At 67.8% G+C, this 19619-nt stretch carries 16 protein-coding genes and 1 pseudogene; 10 read left to right on the top strand and 7 right to left on the bottom strand.

Annotated features, from left to right (window positions below; genetic code table 11):
- Window positions 1-80: 80 nt before the first annotated feature.
- Both NVS83_RS11045 and NVS83_RS11040 read right to left on the bottom strand, forming a co-directional pair.
- A complete protein-coding gene (locus tag NVS83_RS11045; protein ID WP_258739358.1) occupies window positions 81-1424 on the bottom strand; it encodes a histidine kinase in 1344 nt (447 codons plus the stop codon).
- The gene (locus NVS83_RS11040) at window positions 1424-2059 is read right to left on the bottom strand and encodes a response regulator (RefSeq protein WP_258732773.1); all 636 of its coding nucleotides are present in this window, start codon (window positions 2057-2059) and stop codon (window positions 1424-1426) included. Before NVS83_RS11040 ends, NVS83_RS11045 begins: the two co-directional genes overlap by 1 nt.
- Window positions 2060-2360: 301 nt before the next feature.
- On the opposite strand from NVS83_RS11040, the gene NVS83_RS11035 reads away from it, so the two are divergent.
- The 10 genes and pseudogenes from NVS83_RS11035 (at window position 2361) to NVS83_RS10990 (ending at window position 14679) form a co-directional block, all read left to right on the top strand.
- Window positions 2361-2750, top strand: coding sequence for a response regulator (locus NVS83_RS11035; RefSeq protein ID WP_258739357.1), 390 nt, complete (start codon window positions 2361-2363; stop codon window positions 2748-2750).
- 127 nt (window positions 2751-2877) lie between these two features.
- Window positions 2878-6336 (top strand): response regulator, encoded by a 3459-nt coding sequence (locus NVS83_RS11030; RefSeq protein ID WP_258739356.1) that lies wholly within the window; start codon window positions 2878-2880, stop codon window positions 6334-6336.
- On the top strand, window positions 6321-7172 hold the full coding sequence (locus NVS83_RS11025) for a CheR family methyltransferase (RefSeq protein ID WP_258739355.1): 852 nt from the start codon (window positions 6321-6323) through the stop codon (window positions 7170-7172). The genes NVS83_RS11030 and NVS83_RS11025 overlap by 16 nt, the downstream gene beginning before the upstream one ends.
- Window positions 7169-7732 (top strand): chemotaxis protein CheB, encoded by a 564-nt coding sequence (locus tag NVS83_RS11020; RefSeq protein WP_258739354.1) that lies wholly within the window; start codon window positions 7169-7171, stop codon window positions 7730-7732. The genes NVS83_RS11025 and NVS83_RS11020 overlap by 4 nt, the downstream gene beginning before the upstream one ends.
- An 8-nt stretch (window positions 7733-7740) precedes the next feature.
- Window positions 7741-8862, top strand: a complete 1122-nt coding sequence (locus NVS83_RS11015; protein ID WP_258739353.1) for a response regulator — start codon at window positions 7741-7743, stop codon at window positions 8860-8862.
- A 279-nt stretch (window positions 8863-9141) separates the two neighbouring features.
- Window positions 9142-10134: pseudogene (locus NVS83_RS11010) on the top strand (DUF3300 domain-containing protein); the annotation flags it as partial.
- Between the two features lie 65 nt (window positions 10135-10199).
- On the top strand, window positions 10200-10910 hold the full coding sequence (locus NVS83_RS11005; protein WP_258739779.1) for a hypothetical protein: 711 nt from the start codon (window positions 10200-10202) through the stop codon (window positions 10908-10910).
- A 17-nt stretch (window positions 10911-10927) separates the two neighbouring features.
- Window positions 10928-11872 carry a DUF2950 domain-containing protein gene (locus NVS83_RS11000; protein ID WP_258739352.1) on the top strand — a complete coding sequence of 315 codons (945 nt, stop codon included), beginning with the start codon at window positions 10928-10930 and terminating at the stop codon, window positions 11870-11872.
- A gap of 11 nt (window positions 11873-11883) precedes the next feature.
- On the top strand, window positions 11884-12738 hold the full coding sequence (locus tag NVS83_RS10995) for a hypothetical protein (protein WP_258739351.1): 855 nt from the start codon (window positions 11884-11886) through the stop codon (window positions 12736-12738).
- Between the two features lie 243 nt (window positions 12739-12981).
- Window positions 12982-14679, top strand: coding sequence for a solute carrier family 23 protein (locus NVS83_RS10990; RefSeq protein WP_258739350.1), 1698 nt, complete (start codon window positions 12982-12984; stop codon window positions 14677-14679).
- 254 nt (window positions 14680-14933) lie between these two features.
- Here NVS83_RS10990 and NVS83_RS10985 read toward each other — a convergent pair whose 3' ends face one another.
- From NVS83_RS10985 to NVS83_RS10965, 5 genes are all read right to left on the bottom strand, one after another.
- Entirely contained in the window at window positions 14934-15530 is a 597-nt protein-coding gene (locus NVS83_RS10985) for a UbiX family flavin prenyltransferase (protein ID WP_258739349.1), read from the bottom strand.
- A 23-nt stretch (window positions 15531-15553) separates the two neighbouring features.
- Entirely contained in the window at window positions 15554-16873 is a 1320-nt protein-coding gene (locus NVS83_RS10980) for a UbiD family decarboxylase (protein ID WP_258739348.1), read from the bottom strand.
- A gap of 40 nt (window positions 16874-16913) precedes the next feature.
- Complete coding sequence (locus tag NVS83_RS10975; protein ID WP_258739347.1) at window positions 16914-17690, bottom strand: ABC transporter permease; 777 nt, start codon at window positions 17688-17690, stop codon at window positions 16914-16916.
- A gap of 4 nt (window positions 17691-17694) precedes the next feature.
- Entirely contained in the window at window positions 17695-18444 is a 750-nt protein-coding gene (locus NVS83_RS10970) for an ABC transporter ATP-binding protein (RefSeq protein WP_258739346.1), read from the bottom strand.
- A gap of 110 nt (window positions 18445-18554) precedes the next feature.
- Window positions 18555-19547 (bottom strand): ABC transporter substrate-binding protein, encoded by a 993-nt coding sequence (locus NVS83_RS10965; protein WP_258739345.1) that lies wholly within the window; start codon window positions 19545-19547, stop codon window positions 18555-18557.
- Between the last annotated feature and the right edge of the window lie 72 nt (window positions 19548-19619).

Genomic DNA, 19619 nt, shown 5'->3' with positions numbered 1-19619 from the left:
CCCGTGTCGAGGGAGGATGCGCCGGAGCGGAAGCAGTCGCCAGAGAGGGCTTCCCGGCCGGCCCGGGAAGATCACCCGGATCAGTGCGGCAGGCGGGCTATGGCGCGCATGCCGCCCTCGACCGGCGCGAGGGTGAAGCTGCCGCCGAGCGCGTCGACCCGCTCGCGTATGCCGAGCAGGCCATAGCCATCGCCGATCGGGCCGTCATGACGAGGCGAGCCGTCATGGCGAGGCGAGCCGTCATCGGTGGCGGTGAGCGTGATGGCGTCGGCGACCTCGATCCGCAGGGCGACGGCCTTCGGCGCGCCGTGACGGATGGCGTTGGTCACGCATTCCTGGGCGATGCGGTAAAGGCTGAGCGCCAGCTCGTCCGACACGCCGTCGATGTCGCCGACAAGCTCCAGGGCGAAGCGGATCGCCGGCGCGCGGTTGCGCCAGTCGGCGATCAGCCGCTCCAGCGCCGGGCGCAGCCCGAGATCGTCGAGGTCGGGCGGGCGCAGCCGGGAGAGCTCGGCGCGCAGGCTGTCCATCATCTGACCGGAAATCTCGGCGATGCGGGTCCCGTCCTGCGCGGTGGATTCGCCCGAATGGGCGATCGCGGCGGCGAGCGCGCGTGTCGCCGTCAGGCACTGGCCGAACTCGTCGTGCAGCTCGCGCGCCAATGCCCGCCTCTCGCTCTCCTGCACGGTGAACAGGCGGCGGGTGAGCTCCGTACGCATCGCCTGCGCCTCCTGAAGGGTGGCGGCGGTGTCGTTCAGCGCCGTGCTCAGCCGGTCGAATTCCGTCACGCGCAGATGCGGCAGATGGGTGGCGAAGTCCCCGCGCTGAAGGCGCTCGATACCCCGCAGGATGAGGCGGAACGGCGCCAGCAGCCGGACCACGAGCAGGCCGGTAAGGAGGGCGCCGCCGATCGCCATGCCCACCGCCACGCGCATGAGATCGCCAGTGCGGGCCCAGGCACGGGCCACGATGACGCCGGGATCGGCGCTTGCGGTGACGCGGGCGTCGGTCGCGTAGCGCATGCGCACCGGCGTGACGCTCGGGGCCGGCACCAGTCCGATCCGCTGCGCCAGCCAGACGAACCAGCCGGGCGGAAACCCCTCCGCGGCGAGATAGGGGCCGCAGCGCCGGTGCGCGGGCTGATCGCGCGCGCCGAACTCGACGCACACGCCCGGCGCGATCAGCGTCCAGGCGGGGAACTCCTGCCAGTCGCGGAATACCGGGGTCGGCGCCACGCCGCCGAAGGCGAGGCCGATGAAGTCCGGCCGCGCGGCGATGGCGTCGGCGACGCGGGTGGAGGTGATCCCCACGTCGTGGCGGGCGGCGTTCGCCGTGTCCCACAGCACCCAGCCGGCGGCGACGATCACCGTGACGAACCCGGCCGCCAGCACCCGAAGGACGAGCTGGGGCAGCAGCCTGCGCATTACAGGGCCGGGACGAGGCCGGCGCGCTGCGCCTTGAGCACGAGGTCGGCGTCGCCGGAGGCGCCGAGCTTGGCGCGGATCTGCGACAGGTTGTTCTGCACCGTCTTCGACGAGAGGCCGAGGTCGAGGGCGATGGCACGGCCGTTCTTGCCGCGCACCAGCAGGAACAGGATGTCGCGTTCGCGCGGCGTCAGGCTGGCGAAATCGTCATCCTCGATCGAGGTGCGGGCGAACTCCTGCGCCACGTCGGACGAGAGCGCCCGCCGTCCCGATATGACGGTCCTGATGGCCCGGACGAGCTCGTCCGGCGGGCTGCTCTTGGAGACGAAGCCGCGCGCCCCGGCGGCCATCGCCTTCTGCGCGAATATGGCGCCCTGGTGCATGGACACGACGAGGATGCGGGCCTGGGGATCGCGCGCCAGAATGGCCTCCACCGCCGCGAACCCACCCCCGCCCGGCATGGAAAGGTCCATCAGCACGATGTCCGGCCGGTGTGCGGCGAACGCGGCCGCCGCGCCCTCGCCATCCCCGGCCTCCGCCACGACCGAGAAGCCGGGATGACGTTCGAGCAGGCGTCGATAGCCCTCGCGCACGATCGGATGATCATCGACCAGAATGATGCGGATCAGATCCATGCCGTCAGGATATAGCGAGCCCGTCACCACGCAAACGGCGACGGGGGTGCGAGCGCACGGGTTGCGCGGCCCCGCGCGACCTCATGCCTTCGATGCGCGATGGCGCCGCAGCCGGGCATGGGAATGTCGCGGCCCGGGTGAGACCGGGAGGGGAGCGGCGGTTCGGATATTTTCACAAAAGCCGGATATTTTAACAAAACATGGAACCTTGGGTCGCGAACGCAGTTAGTGGGCGCCGGGAGGGGCGGCAATCACCTGCGCCGGCGCGCCATAGACCGATAGTGCAACTCAAGGTTTATAGATGTCTCTCTGCCGTGAGAGTGGGCCCTCGACGGTTCTTGTTGTCGACGATGAGTTCTTCGTAAGAATAGATACCATCAATGCGGTCGAATCGGCCGGATTCGCGACCATCGAAGCGTCAACCGCCGATGACGGCCTGGCGCTTCTCTCGTCCCGCCCCGATGTTCGCGTGCTGATCACCGACATAGAAATGCCGGGAACGATGGACGGCCTGCAGTTCGCCAGAAGAGTGCGCGAGCGCTGGCCCTCGATTCATGTGATCATAATCTCCGGCCGGCGCCCCGTTGCCGGCGACGACATTCCCGCGAACGGGATTTTCCTGAACAAGCCCCTGTCCAAGACCCAGCTGTCGCAAGCGCTGCGCGGCTTGATCGGCGACGGGGAAGAATGATGGTCTCGACCTTTCGGTACCCCCTGCGTGCCGGCTGGCGGCTGCCGCGCAAGGCGAGCCATCGTTCTCGCACCCTTTCTGAAAGCCACTTCTCGCGAACGGCAGCGTCATGACACAAGGTTCGGCAATGGGTGCAAAGGAACGCGGACTCAAACGCGGGTTGGCGCGCGGGCTGGAGCTGGGGCGCGGGCTGGGGCTCGATCCCGCGGTCGCGATCGGCCTTCTCGGAGCGATCGTGTTCTTTCTGCTCAGCGGCACGATCGCCTATTTGAATCTTCAGGCGCTGAAGGACAACAGCCAGAGGATCTTTCATTCGCACGAGGTCATCGTCGCACTGGCGGCGATCCGCTCGAGCGCCCAGGACGCGGAGACGGGCCAGCGCGGCTTTCTGCTGACGAATGACGAGAAATACCTCGAGCCGTACCAGCTCGCGCTTGCCGCCATTCCGGCCAAGATCGACGAGGTCGCGGAGCTGACGAGCGACAACCCGTCCCAGAAGCCGAAGCTGGCGCTGTTGCGGCTGCACGTGGCAGCCAAGCTGGCCGAGCTCGGCGAAACCATCAATCTGCGCCGAACCGAAGGGCTGCCGGCGGCTCTCGCCGTCGTCAACTCCGACCGCGGCAAGGTCGAGATGGACGCGATCCGCACGCAACTCGCGGCCATGACGCAGGAAGAAGTCCGGTTGCGCGGCGAACGACTGGCCCAGATGAACCGGTCCCAGCAGGTCGCCCTCGCCAGCAGCCTGCTGTCCGGCCTTCTCGGCATCCTGCTCACGCTGGCGATCGCCTTCCTCATCCGCCGAGCCACCCTGGCCCGACGCCGCGACGAGTGGCTCCAGGGCGGTCAGGTGGGGCTCGCCGCCGCGATGATGGGCGACCAGAACATCGAGCAGCTCTCGCAGACCATATTGGCGTTCCTCACGAAATATCTGGGCGCCGTCGCCGGCGCGCTGTTCGTCGCCGACAGTTCCCGCTATCGGCGCACGGCCACCTATGGCGTGCCCGACGATGCGAACATTCCCGCCGAGCTGCGCGTCGGCGAAGGGCTTCTCGGACAGGCGGTGGTCGAGAACCGGCCGCGTCTCATCGACGACGTGCCGGACGGCTACCTCGCCTTCGGCTCGGCGATGGGGCAGGACAAGCCGAGGACCATCGCCATCTCGCCCGGCGGCGTCGACGGCAACGTCAATTCGGTGATGGAGCTCGGCTTCCTGCAGCCGGTCGACGCCGCGACGCTCGAACTGCTCGACCGGGCATCGCAATCCATCGCGCTGGCCGTGCGCTCGGCGCGGTATCGCAGCGAATTGCAGGCCCTTCTCGACGAAACGCAGCGCCAGTCGGAAGAATTGCAGACGCAGAGCGAGGAGCTTCGCGTCTCGAACGAGGAGCTGGAGGAACAGAGCCGCGCCCTGAAGGAATCGCAGGCCCGGCTCGAGCAGCAGCAGGTGGAGCTGGAGCAGACCAATTCCCAGCTGGAAGAGCAGACCCAGTTGCTGGAGGCCCAGCGCGACGACCTGGAGCGCGCCAATGCCTCGGTCCAGCTCAAGGCGCGCGAACTCGAGCAGGCCAGCCGCTACAAGTCCGACTTCCTCGCCAACATGTCGCATGAGCTGCGCACGCCGCTGAACTCCTCGCTGATCCTCGCCAAGCTGCTGGCCGACAACCCCGACGACAACCTGACCGAGGAACAGGTCAAATACGCCCGCACGATCCAGTCGTCGGGCAACGACCTGCTGAACCTCATCAACGACATTCTCGACCTGTCCAAGATCGAGGCCGGCCATGTGGAGATCCAGCCGGAAACGCTTCCGCTGCAGCGCGTCGCCAACAATCTGCGGCCGCTGTTTCAGCCGGTGGCGGCGCAGAAGCAGCTGGACTTCGTCGTCGAGCTCGCGCCCGATTGCCCCGCCACCATCGACACCGACAGCCTGCGCCTCGAACAGGTACTGAAGAACCTTCTGTCGAACGCCTTCAAGTTCACGGAGACGGGCAAGGTCGTCCTGTCGATCAGGCCGGCGGGCGACGGGCGGATCGCCTTCGCGGTGTCCGACACCGGCATCGGCATCAGCGCCGAGCAACAGAACTCGATCTTCGAGGCCTTCCATCAGGCCGACGGCACGATCAGCCGCAAATATGGAGGCACCGGCCTCGGGCTTTCCATCTCGCGCCAGCTCGCGAGGCTTCTGGGCGGCTCGATCGAGCTGAAGAGCCGCGAGGGCGCGGGAAGCACCTTCACCCTGATCATTCCCACCCAATACGACCCCGCCAATGTCGCGCCACGTGACCTGCCGGCGCCGCGCGCGGCCGTGGCGGCGCCGGCGGAGCCCGAAACCGGGCGGGCGGCGCCCGCAAGGCCCCACCGCAAGGTGGACGACGACCGCGACGCGCCCGCCGACGAGAAGCGCGTGCTGCTCGTGGTCGAGGACGACGACACCTTCGCGGAGATCCTGCGCGATCTCTCGCGCGAAATGGGCTTCCGCGCGCTCATCGCCGGAACGGCCGAGGAAGCGCTGGCGATGGCGCGGCAGTTCATGCCCAACGCCATCGTGCTCGATGTCGGCCTGCCCGATCAGTCCGGCCTCTCGGTGCTCGACCGGCTCAAGCACGATGTCCGCACCCGCCACATCCCCATCCACATCGTCTCGGCCACCGACAACATGGAGACGGCGCTTTCGCTCGGCGCCGTCGGCTATGCGCTCAAGCCGATACAGCGCGAGCAGCTGGTCGAGGTGTTGAAGAAGCTCGAGGCCAAGCTCCTGCAGCGCCTCCACAGGGTGCTCATCGTCGAGGACGATCCGGTGCAGCGGGACGCCGTCGCGCAGCTCCTGTCCTCGCACGACGTCCAGACCGTCACCGCGGGAACGGCGGCCGAATGCCTCAAGCTGCTCGAGGAGCAGACCTTCGACTGCATGGTGCTCGACCTGACCTTGCCGGACGCCTCCGGCTACTCGCTGCTGGAGACGCTGAGCCAGGAAAGCGCCTACGCCTTCCCGCCGGCCATCGTCTACACCGGCCGCGAACTGTCGATGGACGACGAGGAGAAGCTCCGCCGCTACTCGAAATCGATCATCATCAAGGGCGCCAAGTCGCCCGAACGCCTGCTCGACGAGGTGAGCCTCTTCCTGCACCAGGTGGTGTCGGAACTGCCGGACGAGCAGCAGAAGATGATCCGCAAGGCGCGAAACCGCGATGCCCTGCTGGAGGGCCGGCGGATCCTCGTGGTCGAGGACGATGTTCGCAACGTCTACGCGCTGACCAACATCCTCGAGCCGAGGGGAGCGATCGTCGAGATCGCCCGCAACGGCCAGGAGGCCCTCGATGCACTCGCCAAGTCGGCCGACGCGGCGGCGGGCTCCATCGATCTGGTCCTGATGGACGTGATGATGCCGGTGATGGACGGGCTCACCGCCATGCGCGAAATCCGCCGGAACGCGGCCTTTAGGAAACTGCCGATCATCGCCCTCACCGCGAAGGCGATGCCCGACGACCAGCAGAGATGCGTCGATGCCGGTGCCAACGACTACATGGCCAAGCCGCTCGACGTCGAAAAGCTCCTGTCCCTCGTACGCGTATGGATGCCGAGGTGACAGACGACCTTGCCCATGAGCGGACCGAGGACATCGAGATCCGGCTGCTGCTGGACGCCCTCTATTACCGCTACCACTATGACTTCCGCGACTATGCCATGGCCTCGATAAAGCGGCGGCTGCGGCAGGGGCGCCAGCAGCTGGGGTTTGCCAGCTTCTCGGCCATGCAGGACGCGCTGATGCGCGATCCCGACATGCTGCCGCGCCTCCTCGGCTTCCTGACCGTGCAGGTCAGCGAGATGTTCCGCGACCCCTCCTATTTCCGCGCCATCCGCGAAAAGGTCGTGCCGCATCTGCGCACCTACCCTTCCCTCAAGGTGTGGATCGCGGGCTGCAGCGCGGGCGAGGAGCTCTATTCCATGGTCATCCTGTTTCGCGAGGAGGGCCTCGAAGAGCGGACGCTGTTCTACGCCACCGACATCAATCCGGAGGCGCTTCGCGCCGCGGATACCGGCATCTTCAGCCTCGACCGCATTCCGCTCTTCACCGAGAACCACCGCAAGTCGGGCGGGCGTCACTCGCTGTCGGAATATTATCACGCGGCCTATGGCCGGGCGTCCTTCGACAAGAGCCTGCGCCGGAAGGTGGTCTTCTCCGACCACAGCCTGGTGACGGACGCGGTCTTCGGCGAGATGCACCTCATCTCGTGCCGGAACGTCCTCATCTATTTCAATCGCTCCGCGCAGGATCGCGCGCTGGGCCTTTTCGAGGGTTCGCTGGTGCGAAAGGGCTTCCTGGGGCTGGGCGCGAAGGAGAGCCTGCGCTTCTCCAGCCACGCCGGCTCCTTCGTCGACTTCGTGCGCGAGGAGAAGATCTACCAGAGGAGCGCGCAATGACGGCGCGCTCGGAAGCGGTCGTGATCGGCGCCTCGGCCGGGGCGCTGGAGGCGCTGTCGGCCATTCTGCCCCAGCTGCCGGCCGGGTTCAGGCTGCCGATCATGGTGGTCGTGCATGTGCCCGCCGACAAGCAGAGCGTGCTGGCGGAACTGTTCCAGAACAAGTGCCTGGTCGAGGTGCGCGAGGCGGAGGACAAGGAGCCGATCACCGGCGGCACGGTCTATTTCGCCCCGCCGGACTATCATCTCCTCGTGGAAATGGACCGGACGCTTTCGCTGTCGAGCGACGAGCCGGTGCTGTTTTCCCGCCCCTCCATCGATGTGCTGTTCGAGAGCGCGGCCGACGCCTATGGGCCGGCGCTGATCGCCATCGTGCTCACCGGCGCCAACCAGGACGGCGCGCACGGGCTGAGCACGGTCGTCGATCTCGGCGGCACGGCGCTGGTGCAAAATCCCGACGAGGCATTCGCGTCGGCGATGCCCGAGGCGGCGATCGTTCTTTGTCCGGACGCGCAGGTCATGTCCCTGAGCGCGATAGCTGAATATCTGCGGGAGGTTTGAACGCGACAATGAGCCCCGTTCCCTTCCTGCTGGTCGACGATCTCGAAGACAATCTCGTCTCTCTCGAAGCCCTGCTGCGCCGAGACGATCTGCTGCTGCTGAAAGCCCGCTCCGGCGACGAGGCGCTGGAACTCCTGCTGCACAACGATGTCGCGCTGGCCCTCATCGACGTCCAGATGCCCGGGCTGAACGGGTTCGAACTCGCCGAGCTGATGCGCGGCAATGAGCGGACGAGGCGCATTCCCATCATCTTCGTGACCGCCGGCAGCGCCGACAACCAGCGCCGCTTCCGCGGCTACGGCGCCGGAGCGGTCGACTTCATCCAGAAGCCGATCGAACCGGACATCCTGCGCAGCAAGGCGGACGTCTTTTTCGAGCTCTACCAGCAGCGGCAGATGATCGCCGCCCAGCGCGACGAGCTGGAAGTGCAGGCCGAGGCGCTCCGGGAGGCCGGCCGGCGCAAGGACGAGTTCCTGATCACCCTGACCCACGACGTCCATCGCCATCAGCACGCCCGCGAGCAGCAGGAAATGCTCCTGCGCGAGATAAATCACCGCATCAAGAACCTGTTCGCCGTCGCCGTCGGCCTGATCGAATTCAGCACGCGGGCGGCCGGCAGCGCGGAGGAGCTTGCCAGCGACCTGCGCGCACGGCTTCAGGCGCTGGCGCGCGTGCACGATCTCACCCTGCCGGACCTGAGCAGCGACGGCGAAGCGAAATCCGAGACGACGGCCGTCGCCCTGCTGAACGCCATCCTGGCCCCCTATCGCTGCCCGCAGAGCACGCGGATCTCGGTCAGCGGAGACGACATCGTGCTGGCCGGCAACGCGCTGACCTCACTGGCACTGCTGCTCCACGAATTCACGACCAACGCGGCGAAGTATGGCGCCCTCTCGCAGGCGCAGGGACGGCTCACCATTCACGTCACCTCGGTCGACGACCGGTTCCACATGACATGGGTCGAACAGGCCTCCCTCGAGAGCGGCACCTCGCCCTCGCGCGAGGGCTTCGGCTCGGTGCTCGAGAAGGCGGTGCTGAGGGCGATGGGCGGCACGGTTTCCCGCGACTGGACGCAGGAGGGCCTCTCGCTCACGCTCGAAATTCCGATGATGAATATCGCCCAGACGTGAGGCGCTCGCCATGCGGCGACCGCCGGTGGCGGGGGCGTCCCGATGGCCAGCTGGTCGCCATTCGGGAAGAAGCCGTGGCTTCGAACGATGAAGAGAACATGATCGCGAGACACGGCCGGTGAGCGCCGGGCGCGGGCATGATCTACCTCCTTCATTCGCAGCAAAAGTCCGGGCGCGCATAAGGATTTTTTTGCCGCTCGTGGACGTAATTCGATGCCTACCTTTAAGTCAGATAGCGTTGTAGACTGACATCGTCGAGCATCGGCCGCTCGATATCCGATGGTTGTCGCCTGCGCGACAGTGCCGGGAGACCGGAGCATGACCGCTTTCGGTACAGTTCTCGCCATCGCCGATGCGCTCCTGCCGCATGGGATCGGCCCCGCACTTTCCCGAGGAAAGCCTTCCGCACGAGCCTCTGCGGCGCGGAGGGATGGTGGGCGCCATCAGAAACCACTGGAAGCTGATCCCTCCATTCGACGCGACATGACGTCGATCCATGAGGCAGCGGGAGTGCGGGTCGTCATGACAGAACCTTCCCGGATGCTGCAAGCAACCATGCCCGCCCACCGATGGCTCGCCGCGGCCCGGGGCCGGGCCCTCCTTCGCACCATCTTCGTCTGCCTTTGCTCGATATCGATCGGTGTGGTCGCGACGTCGCTAACCATCGGCCCGCGCGTCGCCTTCGCCCAGACCGCCGACACGACCGACGCGGGGGACGCGACGGACACAGGAGACGCGGTCGCCGCGGCCGACGAGCCATTGAGCGAGCAGGAATTGCAGATCCTCGTCGCCCGGATCGCGCTTTATCCCGACGACCTCGTCGCCGCCATCGCGGCCGCCTCCCTCTATCCGCTGCAGATCGTCGAGGCCGCCCGCTTCCTGGAGGCTCGCAAGAAGGATCCGAAGCTCGAGCCGAAGGCGAGCTGGGACGGCAGCGTCGTCGCGCTGCTGAACTATCCCGAGATCGTCGCGATGATGAGCGAGGATCTCGACTGGACGCAGGCGCTCGGCGAGGCGTTGGCGAACCAGCAGAAGGACGTTCTGCTCGCCATCCAGCAGCTTCGTGACGAGGCGGTGGCGGCCAACATCATCAAGTCCGACGACAAGGTGACGGTGACCAAGGAGAACGACAACATCGTCATCCAGCCCGCCACGCCCGAGCAGGTCTACATTCCCCAATACGCTCCCGAAATGCTGTACGAGCCGGGCTATGCGGTAGCGCCGGTCACCTACGCCGCCGACCCCTATCCTTCCTATTTGTGGCCGACGGCGACCTTCTTCACCGGCGCGGTGACCGGCGCGGCGTGGGCGGCGGCCGTCGACTGGAACGACTGGGCGTGTGGAGCGGCCGCTGGCGCAGCGACGTCGATTTCAACTGCAACAACTGCTTCCACAACCGCAATTTCAGCGGCCGGATCCATGCCAACGACATCGACTGGAAGGATGTCGACCGGAGCAAGCTCCACATCGATCGCGACCAGCTCGGCAAGCTGGATCGCAACAATATCCGGCAGGGCCTGCGCAACGACCGCGGAAACGACCTGCGTGCCAGGGCGGCCGACGTGCGCCGCAACCATCAGGTCCCGCCGGGCGCGGGCAAGATCGGCGACATCCGCAAGAACGCGCTTCAGAACCGCCCGGGCGGCGACCGGCCGGGGCGCCTGCCGGGCGGCCAGGGCAGGCCCGGCGTCGCCAACGCCGTTGCGCAGCACCCCAATGTGGCGGGCCGCGTCCAGGGTGGTGGCGGGAAGGGCGGGCAGATCCAGCGTCCCGCAGGCGGCGCCGGCGCGAAGGCCAGGGCCGCCGCAGCCGGTCGCGCGAAGGCGCCCGCCTCGATCAACCGCCCCGTCCACGCACCCAAGCCCGGCGGTCGCATCGACCATCGGCCGAAGGTGCCCTCGGGCCTCGGCGAAATCCGCTCCGGCCGCTCGGCGCAGATCCACTCGGCACGGGGGGCCGCCGTGCGAGGCGGAGGGCAGCGCGCGGTGCCGCATCGCCAGGCGGGCGGCGGACGGCCTCGTCCGCACCCGGGCGGCCGACGGCACTGAGGATGAGGAGAGCGGTGATGCCAAACCATCTGTTCCGCGGACTGTCCCGTCTTCTGGTCCTCGCCGTCGCCACCGTCGCGACCGCCGGCCTGATGCCGGTCCGGGCACTCGAACTGAGCGCCTATCGCGCCGAGCAGCCGCCCCCCGGCTTTGCCGAGCCGGGCGGCGCGGTCGACGCGTTCAAGGCCGCCCTCGCCGGCGATGATCTCGATGCGCTGGCCCGCCTGCTCGGTCTCGATGCCGCCCGACTGCGCTCGAATGAAGGGGTGATGGACACGTTCTCGAAAATGCGGGAGGGCGCCGCCCAGCGTGTCGACGTCGAGGACGTCGGCACCAACCGCAAGATTCTCGACATCGGACGCGAGCTGTGGCCGCTGCCCTTTCCCCTGGTGAAGGCCAAGGACGGCAAATGGGCGTTCGACACCGAGGCGGGCCTCGACGAGATCGCCAACCGGCGGATCGGCGAGAACGAGATCGAGGTCATCGCCACGCTGCGCGCCTATGTCGACGCGCAGCGGCTCTATGCGTCGGAAGATCGCGACGGCGACGGCGTGGACGAATTCGCGCAGAAGCTGATCAGTTCCCCGGGCAAGACCGACGGCCTCTACTGGCCGCCCGGACAGGGGGATGGCGACAGCCCCGCCGGCGCCTCCATCGACCCGGGAAATCTCGACAAGGCAAAGCAGGGCGAGGGCTACTTCGGCTACCGGTTCCGCATCCTCCGCGGCCAGGGCAACCACGTCGCCGGCGGCCGGTATGATTACGTCATCAACGGCAACATGATCGCCGGCTTCGGCCTCGTCGCGTGGCCGGTGACCTATGGCGAGACCGGCGTGCACACCTTCGCGGTCAACCAGGCCGGCATCGTTTACGAGAAGGACCTGGGCAGGGATACTGCCGCCATCGTGGCGAAGATTCGCCGCTTCGATCCCGACGACAGCTGGACCGTGTCGGAACACTAGGGCGGCGTAGAATGACAGCCGTTGCGCTCATCGCCGTCAAGCTGGCCGTCGCCGTGCTGATCATGGCGATCGGCATGGGTTCGTCCTTCGTCGACGTGACCTATCTGCTGCGCCGGCCGGCGCTGTTGCTGCGCTCGCTCGGCGCGATGTACGTGCTCGTCCCGCTCGTGACCGTGCTGATGGTGGCGTTCCTGCCGCTGAACACCGGCGTCAAGGCCGCGCTTATGGTCCTCGCCGTTTCGGCCGGCGCACCTCTCCTGCCGCGCAAGCTCCAGCAGTTCGGGGATGGGGCCTACGGCTTCAGCCTGGTGGTGGTCTCGTCGGTCGTCGCCATCGTGGTGACACCGCTGTGGGTCGCGCTGCTCGCCCGGCATTTCGGCGTGTCCGCCGAGCTGTCCTGGCGCGACGCCGCCCTGGCGATCGGCACCGCCTTCCTGGCGCCGCTGATGGTGGGGATGGCGCTCGGCGCCTATTTCCCTCGCCTTGCGGCCGACTACGCGGAGCGCCTGTCCGCCGCGGCCGCACTGGTGCTCACGACGGCAGGCGTCGTGCTCCTCGCCGTCAACTGGCACATCCTGGTGGAGGTGCGGCTGACAGGCATGCTGGCCCTGCTCGGCGTGATGATCATGGCGCTGGTCATCGGCCACATCTGCGGCGGACCGAAGGAAATGGACCGGACGACGCTGGCCATCGCCTGCGCCACGCGCCACATCGGCATCGCGGTGATCGTCGCGACAGCCTTCCGGGGCCCGCGGACAATCGTCATCCTCGCCGCCTATGTCGTGGCATCGGCCCTGGTGTCGATACCGTATCTGCGGTGGCGGCGGGGCTCGCCGCGCGTGGCGAAAAGCGGGGAACCGGCGTGAATCCTGCCGTTCGATCCCGTTCAACGACACGAATATTTCCAGCGTCACCCTGGCCGGCATCGTCGCGCGACAACGGCCCGGCATTCCCCAACACGCTGATCGCCCGACATGCATAGCGCCACCGACATGGCGTCGGGAAAATGCGCGACGGCGACAGATCGATCCGGCAGCAATACGTCTTCTGGGCTAATCAGATATCGTGCCGGCTCGCCGAACCCGCCGTAACTCACATCCCCGTCCCGCATGACCGCACGCTACGATCTGCTCTCCCGGCCTCCGCCGACCGTGCTGCTCACCGCGGTCGCGCAGCATATGGGGCTGATGGCGGTCACGCTGGTCTTTCCGCTGCTCGTCGCCCAGACGGCCGGCGTCGGGCAAGCCGTGCAGGTCCATTACCTCCAGCTTTCCATGCTGGCCATGGGCCTTGCGACGCTGGCGCAGGCGTGGGGCGGAGTGTTGCTTGGCCGGACGCGGATCGGCAGCGGCTTCCTCCTGCCGGCCGTGTTCACGGCGGCCTATCTGCCGGCGGCGCTGGCGGCGGCGCGCAGCGGCGGACTCGAAGCCGTCGCCGGGCTCACCATCGCCGCCGGCCTGACGGAGATCGTCCTCAGCCGGTTCATCGGCCGGCTGCGGCCCTACCTGCCGGTGGAGATCGTCGGGCTGACCGTCCTCATGATCGGCATCATCCTCGGCATCGTCGCGCTGAAGCTCATGCTCGGCTACGACCGGGCGCAGCCGCTCACCGTCACGGAGACGGGACCCGCCCTGGCGGCGCTCGCCATCATGGTCGCCCTCGCCATATGGGGCGGCGCGCGCCTGCGCAGCATGGCGGTCCTGGTGGGGCTTGCGGCGGGCATCGGCCTGCATCTGGGCTACGGCTTCGCCGCCGGCGACGCGCACCTGAACATTCCCGCCATCGTGCCGGAGCTGTTCACCTGGCCGCTCGTCACGCCGCACTTCGAGGCGGCTCTGCTGCCGGGCTTTCTCGTCGGTGCGCTCGCCTGCACGCTGCGCGCCTTCGGCGACATGGTGGCCAGCCAGAAGGTCAATGACCGCGACTGGAAGCGGCCGGACTACGCCAATATCGAAGCCGGCGTGCTGGCGGACGGGATCGGCACGCTGTTGGCCGGCGTGATCGGCACGATGGGGCTCAACACCTATTCGGCCAGCGTCGGCCTTTCGGTGGCGACCGAGGTGCTGGCCCGCCGCGTCGCCATCGGCGTCGGCATCGGCTGGATCGTGCTCGCCTTCCTGCCGCGCGCGGCGGGCGTGCTGATCGCCATTCCCCAGGGCGTGCTCGGCGCCGCCCTGCTCTTCGCCTCGACCTATGTGGTGCTGTCCGGCATGTCGATCCTCGGGCAGCGCCTGCTCGACGCACGGCGCACGCTGGCGGTCGGGCTGAGCTTCTTCCTCGGCATCTCCTTCGACGAGATGCCCGGCTTCTATGCCGACCATCTGCCGCCGGCCCTGCATCCGCTCATCACCTCCTCGCTGGTGCTGGCGCTGCTGACGGCGCTGGTGCTGAACGCCCTGTTCCGCATCGGCACGCGCAAGCGGCACCGGCTGAGCTGGGAACCCGGAGCCGGCGTCGCGCCGGTGCTGCAGTTTCTGGCCGACGCCGGCAGCCAGGACGGCGCGCGCGGGACGGCCGTGCTCCGCCTGTCTCAGATCGCCGAGGAATTCGCCGAGGCCGCCCCGCAGCTCGCGGACGACCGCATGGAGGTCGCCACACGCTTCGACGAGTATACGCTCGAACTCGCCTTCTCCTGGCACGGCCGGCCGCTGACGGGCGGCGCGGCGCCCAGCCTCGACGAGACGGCCGACGAAGACGCGATCATGAACGGCGTCGCGCTAGCGCTGATGACGCGGCTGGCCGACCGGCTGACGACGCGCTCGCATGCCGGCGGGCAGCATGAGCTGGTCTGCCAGGTGGAGCAGTAGCCAGGCGGGCTGAGCCGGACAGCGCCGGAAGCATGCCCGGCTAACGTTGCGGCCCGTCACCCGTCATCCCGCCATCGGCGCATCTCGAAGGCGCGCTCGTCAGCAACCTGCTGATGCTGCCGACGCCGGCGAGCCCCGTGCTGTTTCCGCTGAACGGGCCGTCCTGGTCGCAGCGCAACCGGCGGGTCCTGGACGGGCTCGACGACACGCTCGGCGTCAGCGCCTGAGCCCCGATACGAAGACCCCGCCCGCGCTCACGAGGTCTGCCCGCGCCGGGCCGGGCCCATGCCGGTCCAGCGCCGGCAGGCGTCGTGATCGATGCCGAACAGGTCCAGCGCCCGGCCGACCGAGTGGTCGACCATCTCCTCCAGCGAAGCGGGCTGTGCGTAGAAGGCTGGCACCGGCGGCATGATGACCGCACCCATCTCCGTGAGCGCGCTCATGGTGCGCAGATGGCCGAGATGCAGCGGCGTCTCGCGCACCATCAGCACCAGCCGGCGGCGCTCCTTCAGCACCACGTCGGCGGCGCGGCTCATCAGGCTGGAGGTCACGCCGGTGGCGATCTCCGACATGGTGCGCACCGAGCAGGGCGCGATCAGCATGCCGAGCGTGCGGAACGAGCCGCTGGAAATGGAGGCGCCGACATCGGCCACGTTGTGGACGACGTCCGCCTTCCCGCCCAGCGCCGCCGGCCCGAGTCCGAGCTCCTGCGACAGGGTGAGATGGGCGGAGCGGGTGACGACGAGGTGCGTCTCCACCCCCGCCGCCCTCATCAGCGCCAGCGCCCGCACGCCGTAGACGGCGCCCGAGGCGCCGCTGATGCCGATGATGATGCGCGGGCGCTCTTCCATGGCGCTTGCGTCCCCGCCCACGCTCAGGCGTTCTCGAACCAGTCGGCCAGGTTCACCTGGTCGGCGAGGCGGATCTTCTTGCGCTCGAACTCGGTGCGGCGGGCGAACGGCTTGGTGGCGTCGATCAGCAACCGCCCCCAATGGTCCTTGTGCTCGTCGCGGTAGAAGGAGGGCGTGTCGGGAATGATGATCATGTCCTTGTCCGGCCGGCAGCGCGTGAGCACGGCCCACATCACGTCGTCCATGCTGTAGATGTCGACGTCCTCGTCGACCACGGTGATCACCTTGGCCCAGATCGGCTCGGCGCCGATGGTCGCCAGCATCACCTGCCGGGCATGGCCCTCGAACTGCGGGTCGATCTTGACGATGGCATGGGTCACGAAGGGCTGGCAGGTGACGTCGAGAATGCCCGGCAGCGCGGCGGAAAGGCGCTGATAGATGTTGGCCGAGACCGAGAGCTCGAGCGTCAGCACCTCCTCCGGCGAGCCGCACAGGATGGAGTGGAACATCGCGTCCTTGCGCACCGTGACGCCGAGCACCTCGAACACCGCGTTCGGGCCCTCGGGCACGTAGTAGCCCATGAACTCGCCGAACGGGCCTTCCGGGCGGCGCTCGTTCGGCAGGAACCGGCCCTCGATGACGACCTCGGTGTCCGCCGGCACCTCGAGGTCGATGTACTTGCACTTGCGCATGGCGATCGGGCCGCCCTTCAGCCGCGCCGCGACCTCGAGCTCGTCGACGTCGTAGGGCAGCGGGGCGGCGGCGGTGAGGAAGGAGGTCGCCGGCGCGCCGATCAGCATCGCCGCCTCCAGCGGCTTGCCCATCTTCTCGGCCTTCTCGTGATAGATGGTGAGATGGTGGCGCGGGGCGAGGCGGCAGCGCAGCTCGTCGTCGCTGACGAACATCGAGCGGTGATAGGACAGGTTGCCGACCCCGGTCTCCGGGTCCTTGGCGATGAACATCGCCGAGGTGAAATAGGGCGCGGCATCGCGGTCCGAATAGGTGATCAGCGGCAGCTCGGAGAGCTTCACCTCGGTCAGCCCGTCGTCCTCGACCTCGACGAAGGGCTCGCCGGTGCCCTTGCCGAGGCTGGCGAGGTTGCTCCATTGCCGGCAGAAATCCTTGGCGTCGATGCCGATCACCTCCGCCAGGCGCTCGCGCGAGCCATAGACATTGGTGACGACCGGGAAGCGGGTGCCCTTCACATTGGTGAACAGGATGGGCTTGCCCCAGCGCTTCTGCGCCGCATGGGTGACGGCGGCGAGCTCGTGGAACGGGTCGATCTCCTTGTCGACCACGAGCAGGTCGCCGCGTTCGCGCAGGCGTGAGATGTAGTCGCGCATTCGTCAGATACTCCGGAAGACAGGGGCGCTGTGCGTGGCGTCACCGCCGGCGCTGGGAGGGTCGCCAGGTCAGGAAGGCGTTCTCGAACAGGGACACGGCGCCGATGCCGAGCGTCGTGAACAGGGTGATGGACAGCAGCGTCGCGAACACCAGCGGCGTGTCGAGGTTGAACTGGCCCGACAGGATGATGTGGCCGATGCCGCTGTTGCCGCCGATGAACTCGCCGACGATGGAGCCGACCAGCGCCAGCGGGAAGGCGACCTTCACCGCGTCGGCGATGTAGGGCACGGCATTCATCAGCCGCACCTTGACGAAAATCCGCCACCTGTTGCCGCCGGCCAGCGTCGACAGGTCGATCAGGTCCGCCTCGATCTCGCCGAGCCCGGTGACCGAGTTCACGAAGATCGGGAACAGCGCCAGCAGGAAGGCGAGCAGCACCTTGGATTCGTAGCCGAGGCCGAACCAGATGACGAAGAGCGGGGCGATGGCGATCTTCGGGATCGAATTGAAGGCGGCGAGCAGCGGCGTGATCATCGAGCCGAGCAGCGGCACGTAGATGATCAGCAGCGCCAGCAGCACCCCGACCACCAGCGCCAGCCCGAGGCCGGCGAGCGTGGTGAACGCCGTCATCGCCAGCCCCTGCATCTGCACCGAGAAGGTCTCGACGAAGCGCTGGGCGATCTCGGTCGGCAGCGGCAGCACATAGGAGGGTATGCCCGCGAGCGGGGCGCCGTACTGCCAGATCAGCACCAGCACCGCGAAGCCGGCGAGCGGCTTGGCGATCGCGGCGAGCCGCTTCGACATGGACTCGCTCATGGTCTCACTCCATCCACTGCGCTTCGATGCCCTCGCGCACGCGCTCGGACAGTTCGAGGAAACGCGGCTCGCGCAGCGTGCCCGGGTGGCGCGGCCGCGGCAGGTCGATCGGCACGATGTCGCGGATGCGGCCGGGCCGCGGGGTCATCACCACCACCGTGTCGGAGAGCAGGACGGCCTCGGTGATGCTGTGGGTGACGAACAGCACCGTGCTGCGGCTCTCGTTCCACAGCGTCTGCAGGGCGTAGCCCATGCGCTCGCGGGTGATGACGTCGAGCGCGCCGAACGGCTCGTCCATCAGGATCAGCGGCGGCTTGAGCAGCATCGCCCGGCAGATCGAGGCGCGCTGCTGCATGCCGCCCGAAAGCTCGTGCGGATAGCTCGCCTCGAAGCCGCCGAGCCCGGCGAGCTGCATCAGCTCGAGCGCGCGCTCACGCCATTGCGAGGTCTTCTGCCCGCCCATCTCGGCGACGAACAGGATGTTGTCGAGGGTGCGCCGCCAGGGCAGCAGCACCGGCGACTGGAACACCATGCCGATGTTGCGCAGCGGTCCTTTCACCGGCACGCCGCGCACGTCGATGGTGCCGCTGCTCGGGTGGATCAGGCCGGCGACGAGGCGCAGCAGGGTGGACTTGCCGCAGCCGCTCGGCCCGACGATCGAGACGAAGCTGCCCTCCTCGAGCGCGAGGGAGGCGTCGTCGACCGCCAGCGTCGACCGGAAGCTCTTGGAGACGTTTCGGATGTCGACCGACATGGAAAACTCGCATCACGGCAGCGCGGCGACCAGGGCGTCGCGCCGCCTTCCGCACCGACCGGGGCGACGCGGCGCCCCGGCTGCCAGATGGGGCGGAGGCCCCGCCGGCCCTACTTGCCGAGCTGGACGAAGACGTCGGACGGCGTCACGTCAGTCTGGAGCTTGAGCGCCGTCTTCACGAGGTCGATCGACTCCCTGAGGCGCTCCTCGGTGGCGGTGCCGTAGCCGTTCTTCTTCGTGTAGGGCGTCTGCATCGACTGCAGGGCGCCGGCGAGCTGGGCCTTCACCGTGTCGAGCGACATGGTCGGGTTGTACTTGACCATGATCTCGGCTGCCTCGTCGGGATGGGCGATGGAGTACTCGACCGCCTTCTTGGTCGCCTCGGCGAAGCGGGCCGCATCCTCCGGGTTCTTCTCGATGGAGTCGCGTGCGCCGAGCAGCACGTAGCCGAACATATCGTAGCCCCAGTCGGCGAAGGAGGCGAAGTGCACCTTCTTGCCCTGCTTGTCGGCGGCCTTCACCAGCGCCGGCACGTCGCCGTCGGAGGTCGCGGTGAACATGTCGACCTGGCCGGAGAGCAGCAGCGAGAAGTAGACGCTCGGATCGGCCGACTGCCAGTCGATCTTGGACGGGTCGAGCTTATGGGCGTCGAAGATGATCGGCAGGATCACGCGCACGCTGTCGGTCTGGCCGGCGGCGACCTTCTTGCCGATGACGTCCGCCGGCTCGGCGACCGGCGACAGCGAGGCGAGGCCGTTGGTGGTGACGTCGGTGTAGACCGTGAAGGCCTTCACCTTCGCGCCCTTGGCGACGTTCTGGGTGACGGAGCTGAAATCGGCCATGCCGTAATCGGCCTTGCCGCTGTCCACTGCCGTGATGACGAAGCCGCTGCCGGTCGCCGGGGCGATCGTCACGTCGAAGCCGGCGTCCTTGTAGAAGCCCTTCTCGACCCCGACGAAGAACGGCGCGTGCCGCCCGTTGAACACGTAGTTGGTCAGGAAGGTGATCTTCTTCGGCGCCGTCGTGTCGGCCGCGGCCGGCAAGGATCCGGTCAGCAGCGCCAGCGCCGCCACGGCCGCACGAAAATTCGTCATCGATTTCATGGCTTTCTCCGTTCCCCATCGTCCCGTTTTCGGGTGCGACTCTCTCTGGTGTTGCGTATTGCGCAACAGTGT

It is taken from the genome of Ancylobacter mangrovi, from assembly GCF_024752335.1.
Lineage (GTDB): Bacteria > Pseudomonadota > Alphaproteobacteria > Rhizobiales > Xanthobacteraceae > Ancylobacter > Ancylobacter mangrovi.
This window is presented reverse-complemented; position numbering and strand designations above follow the sequence as displayed.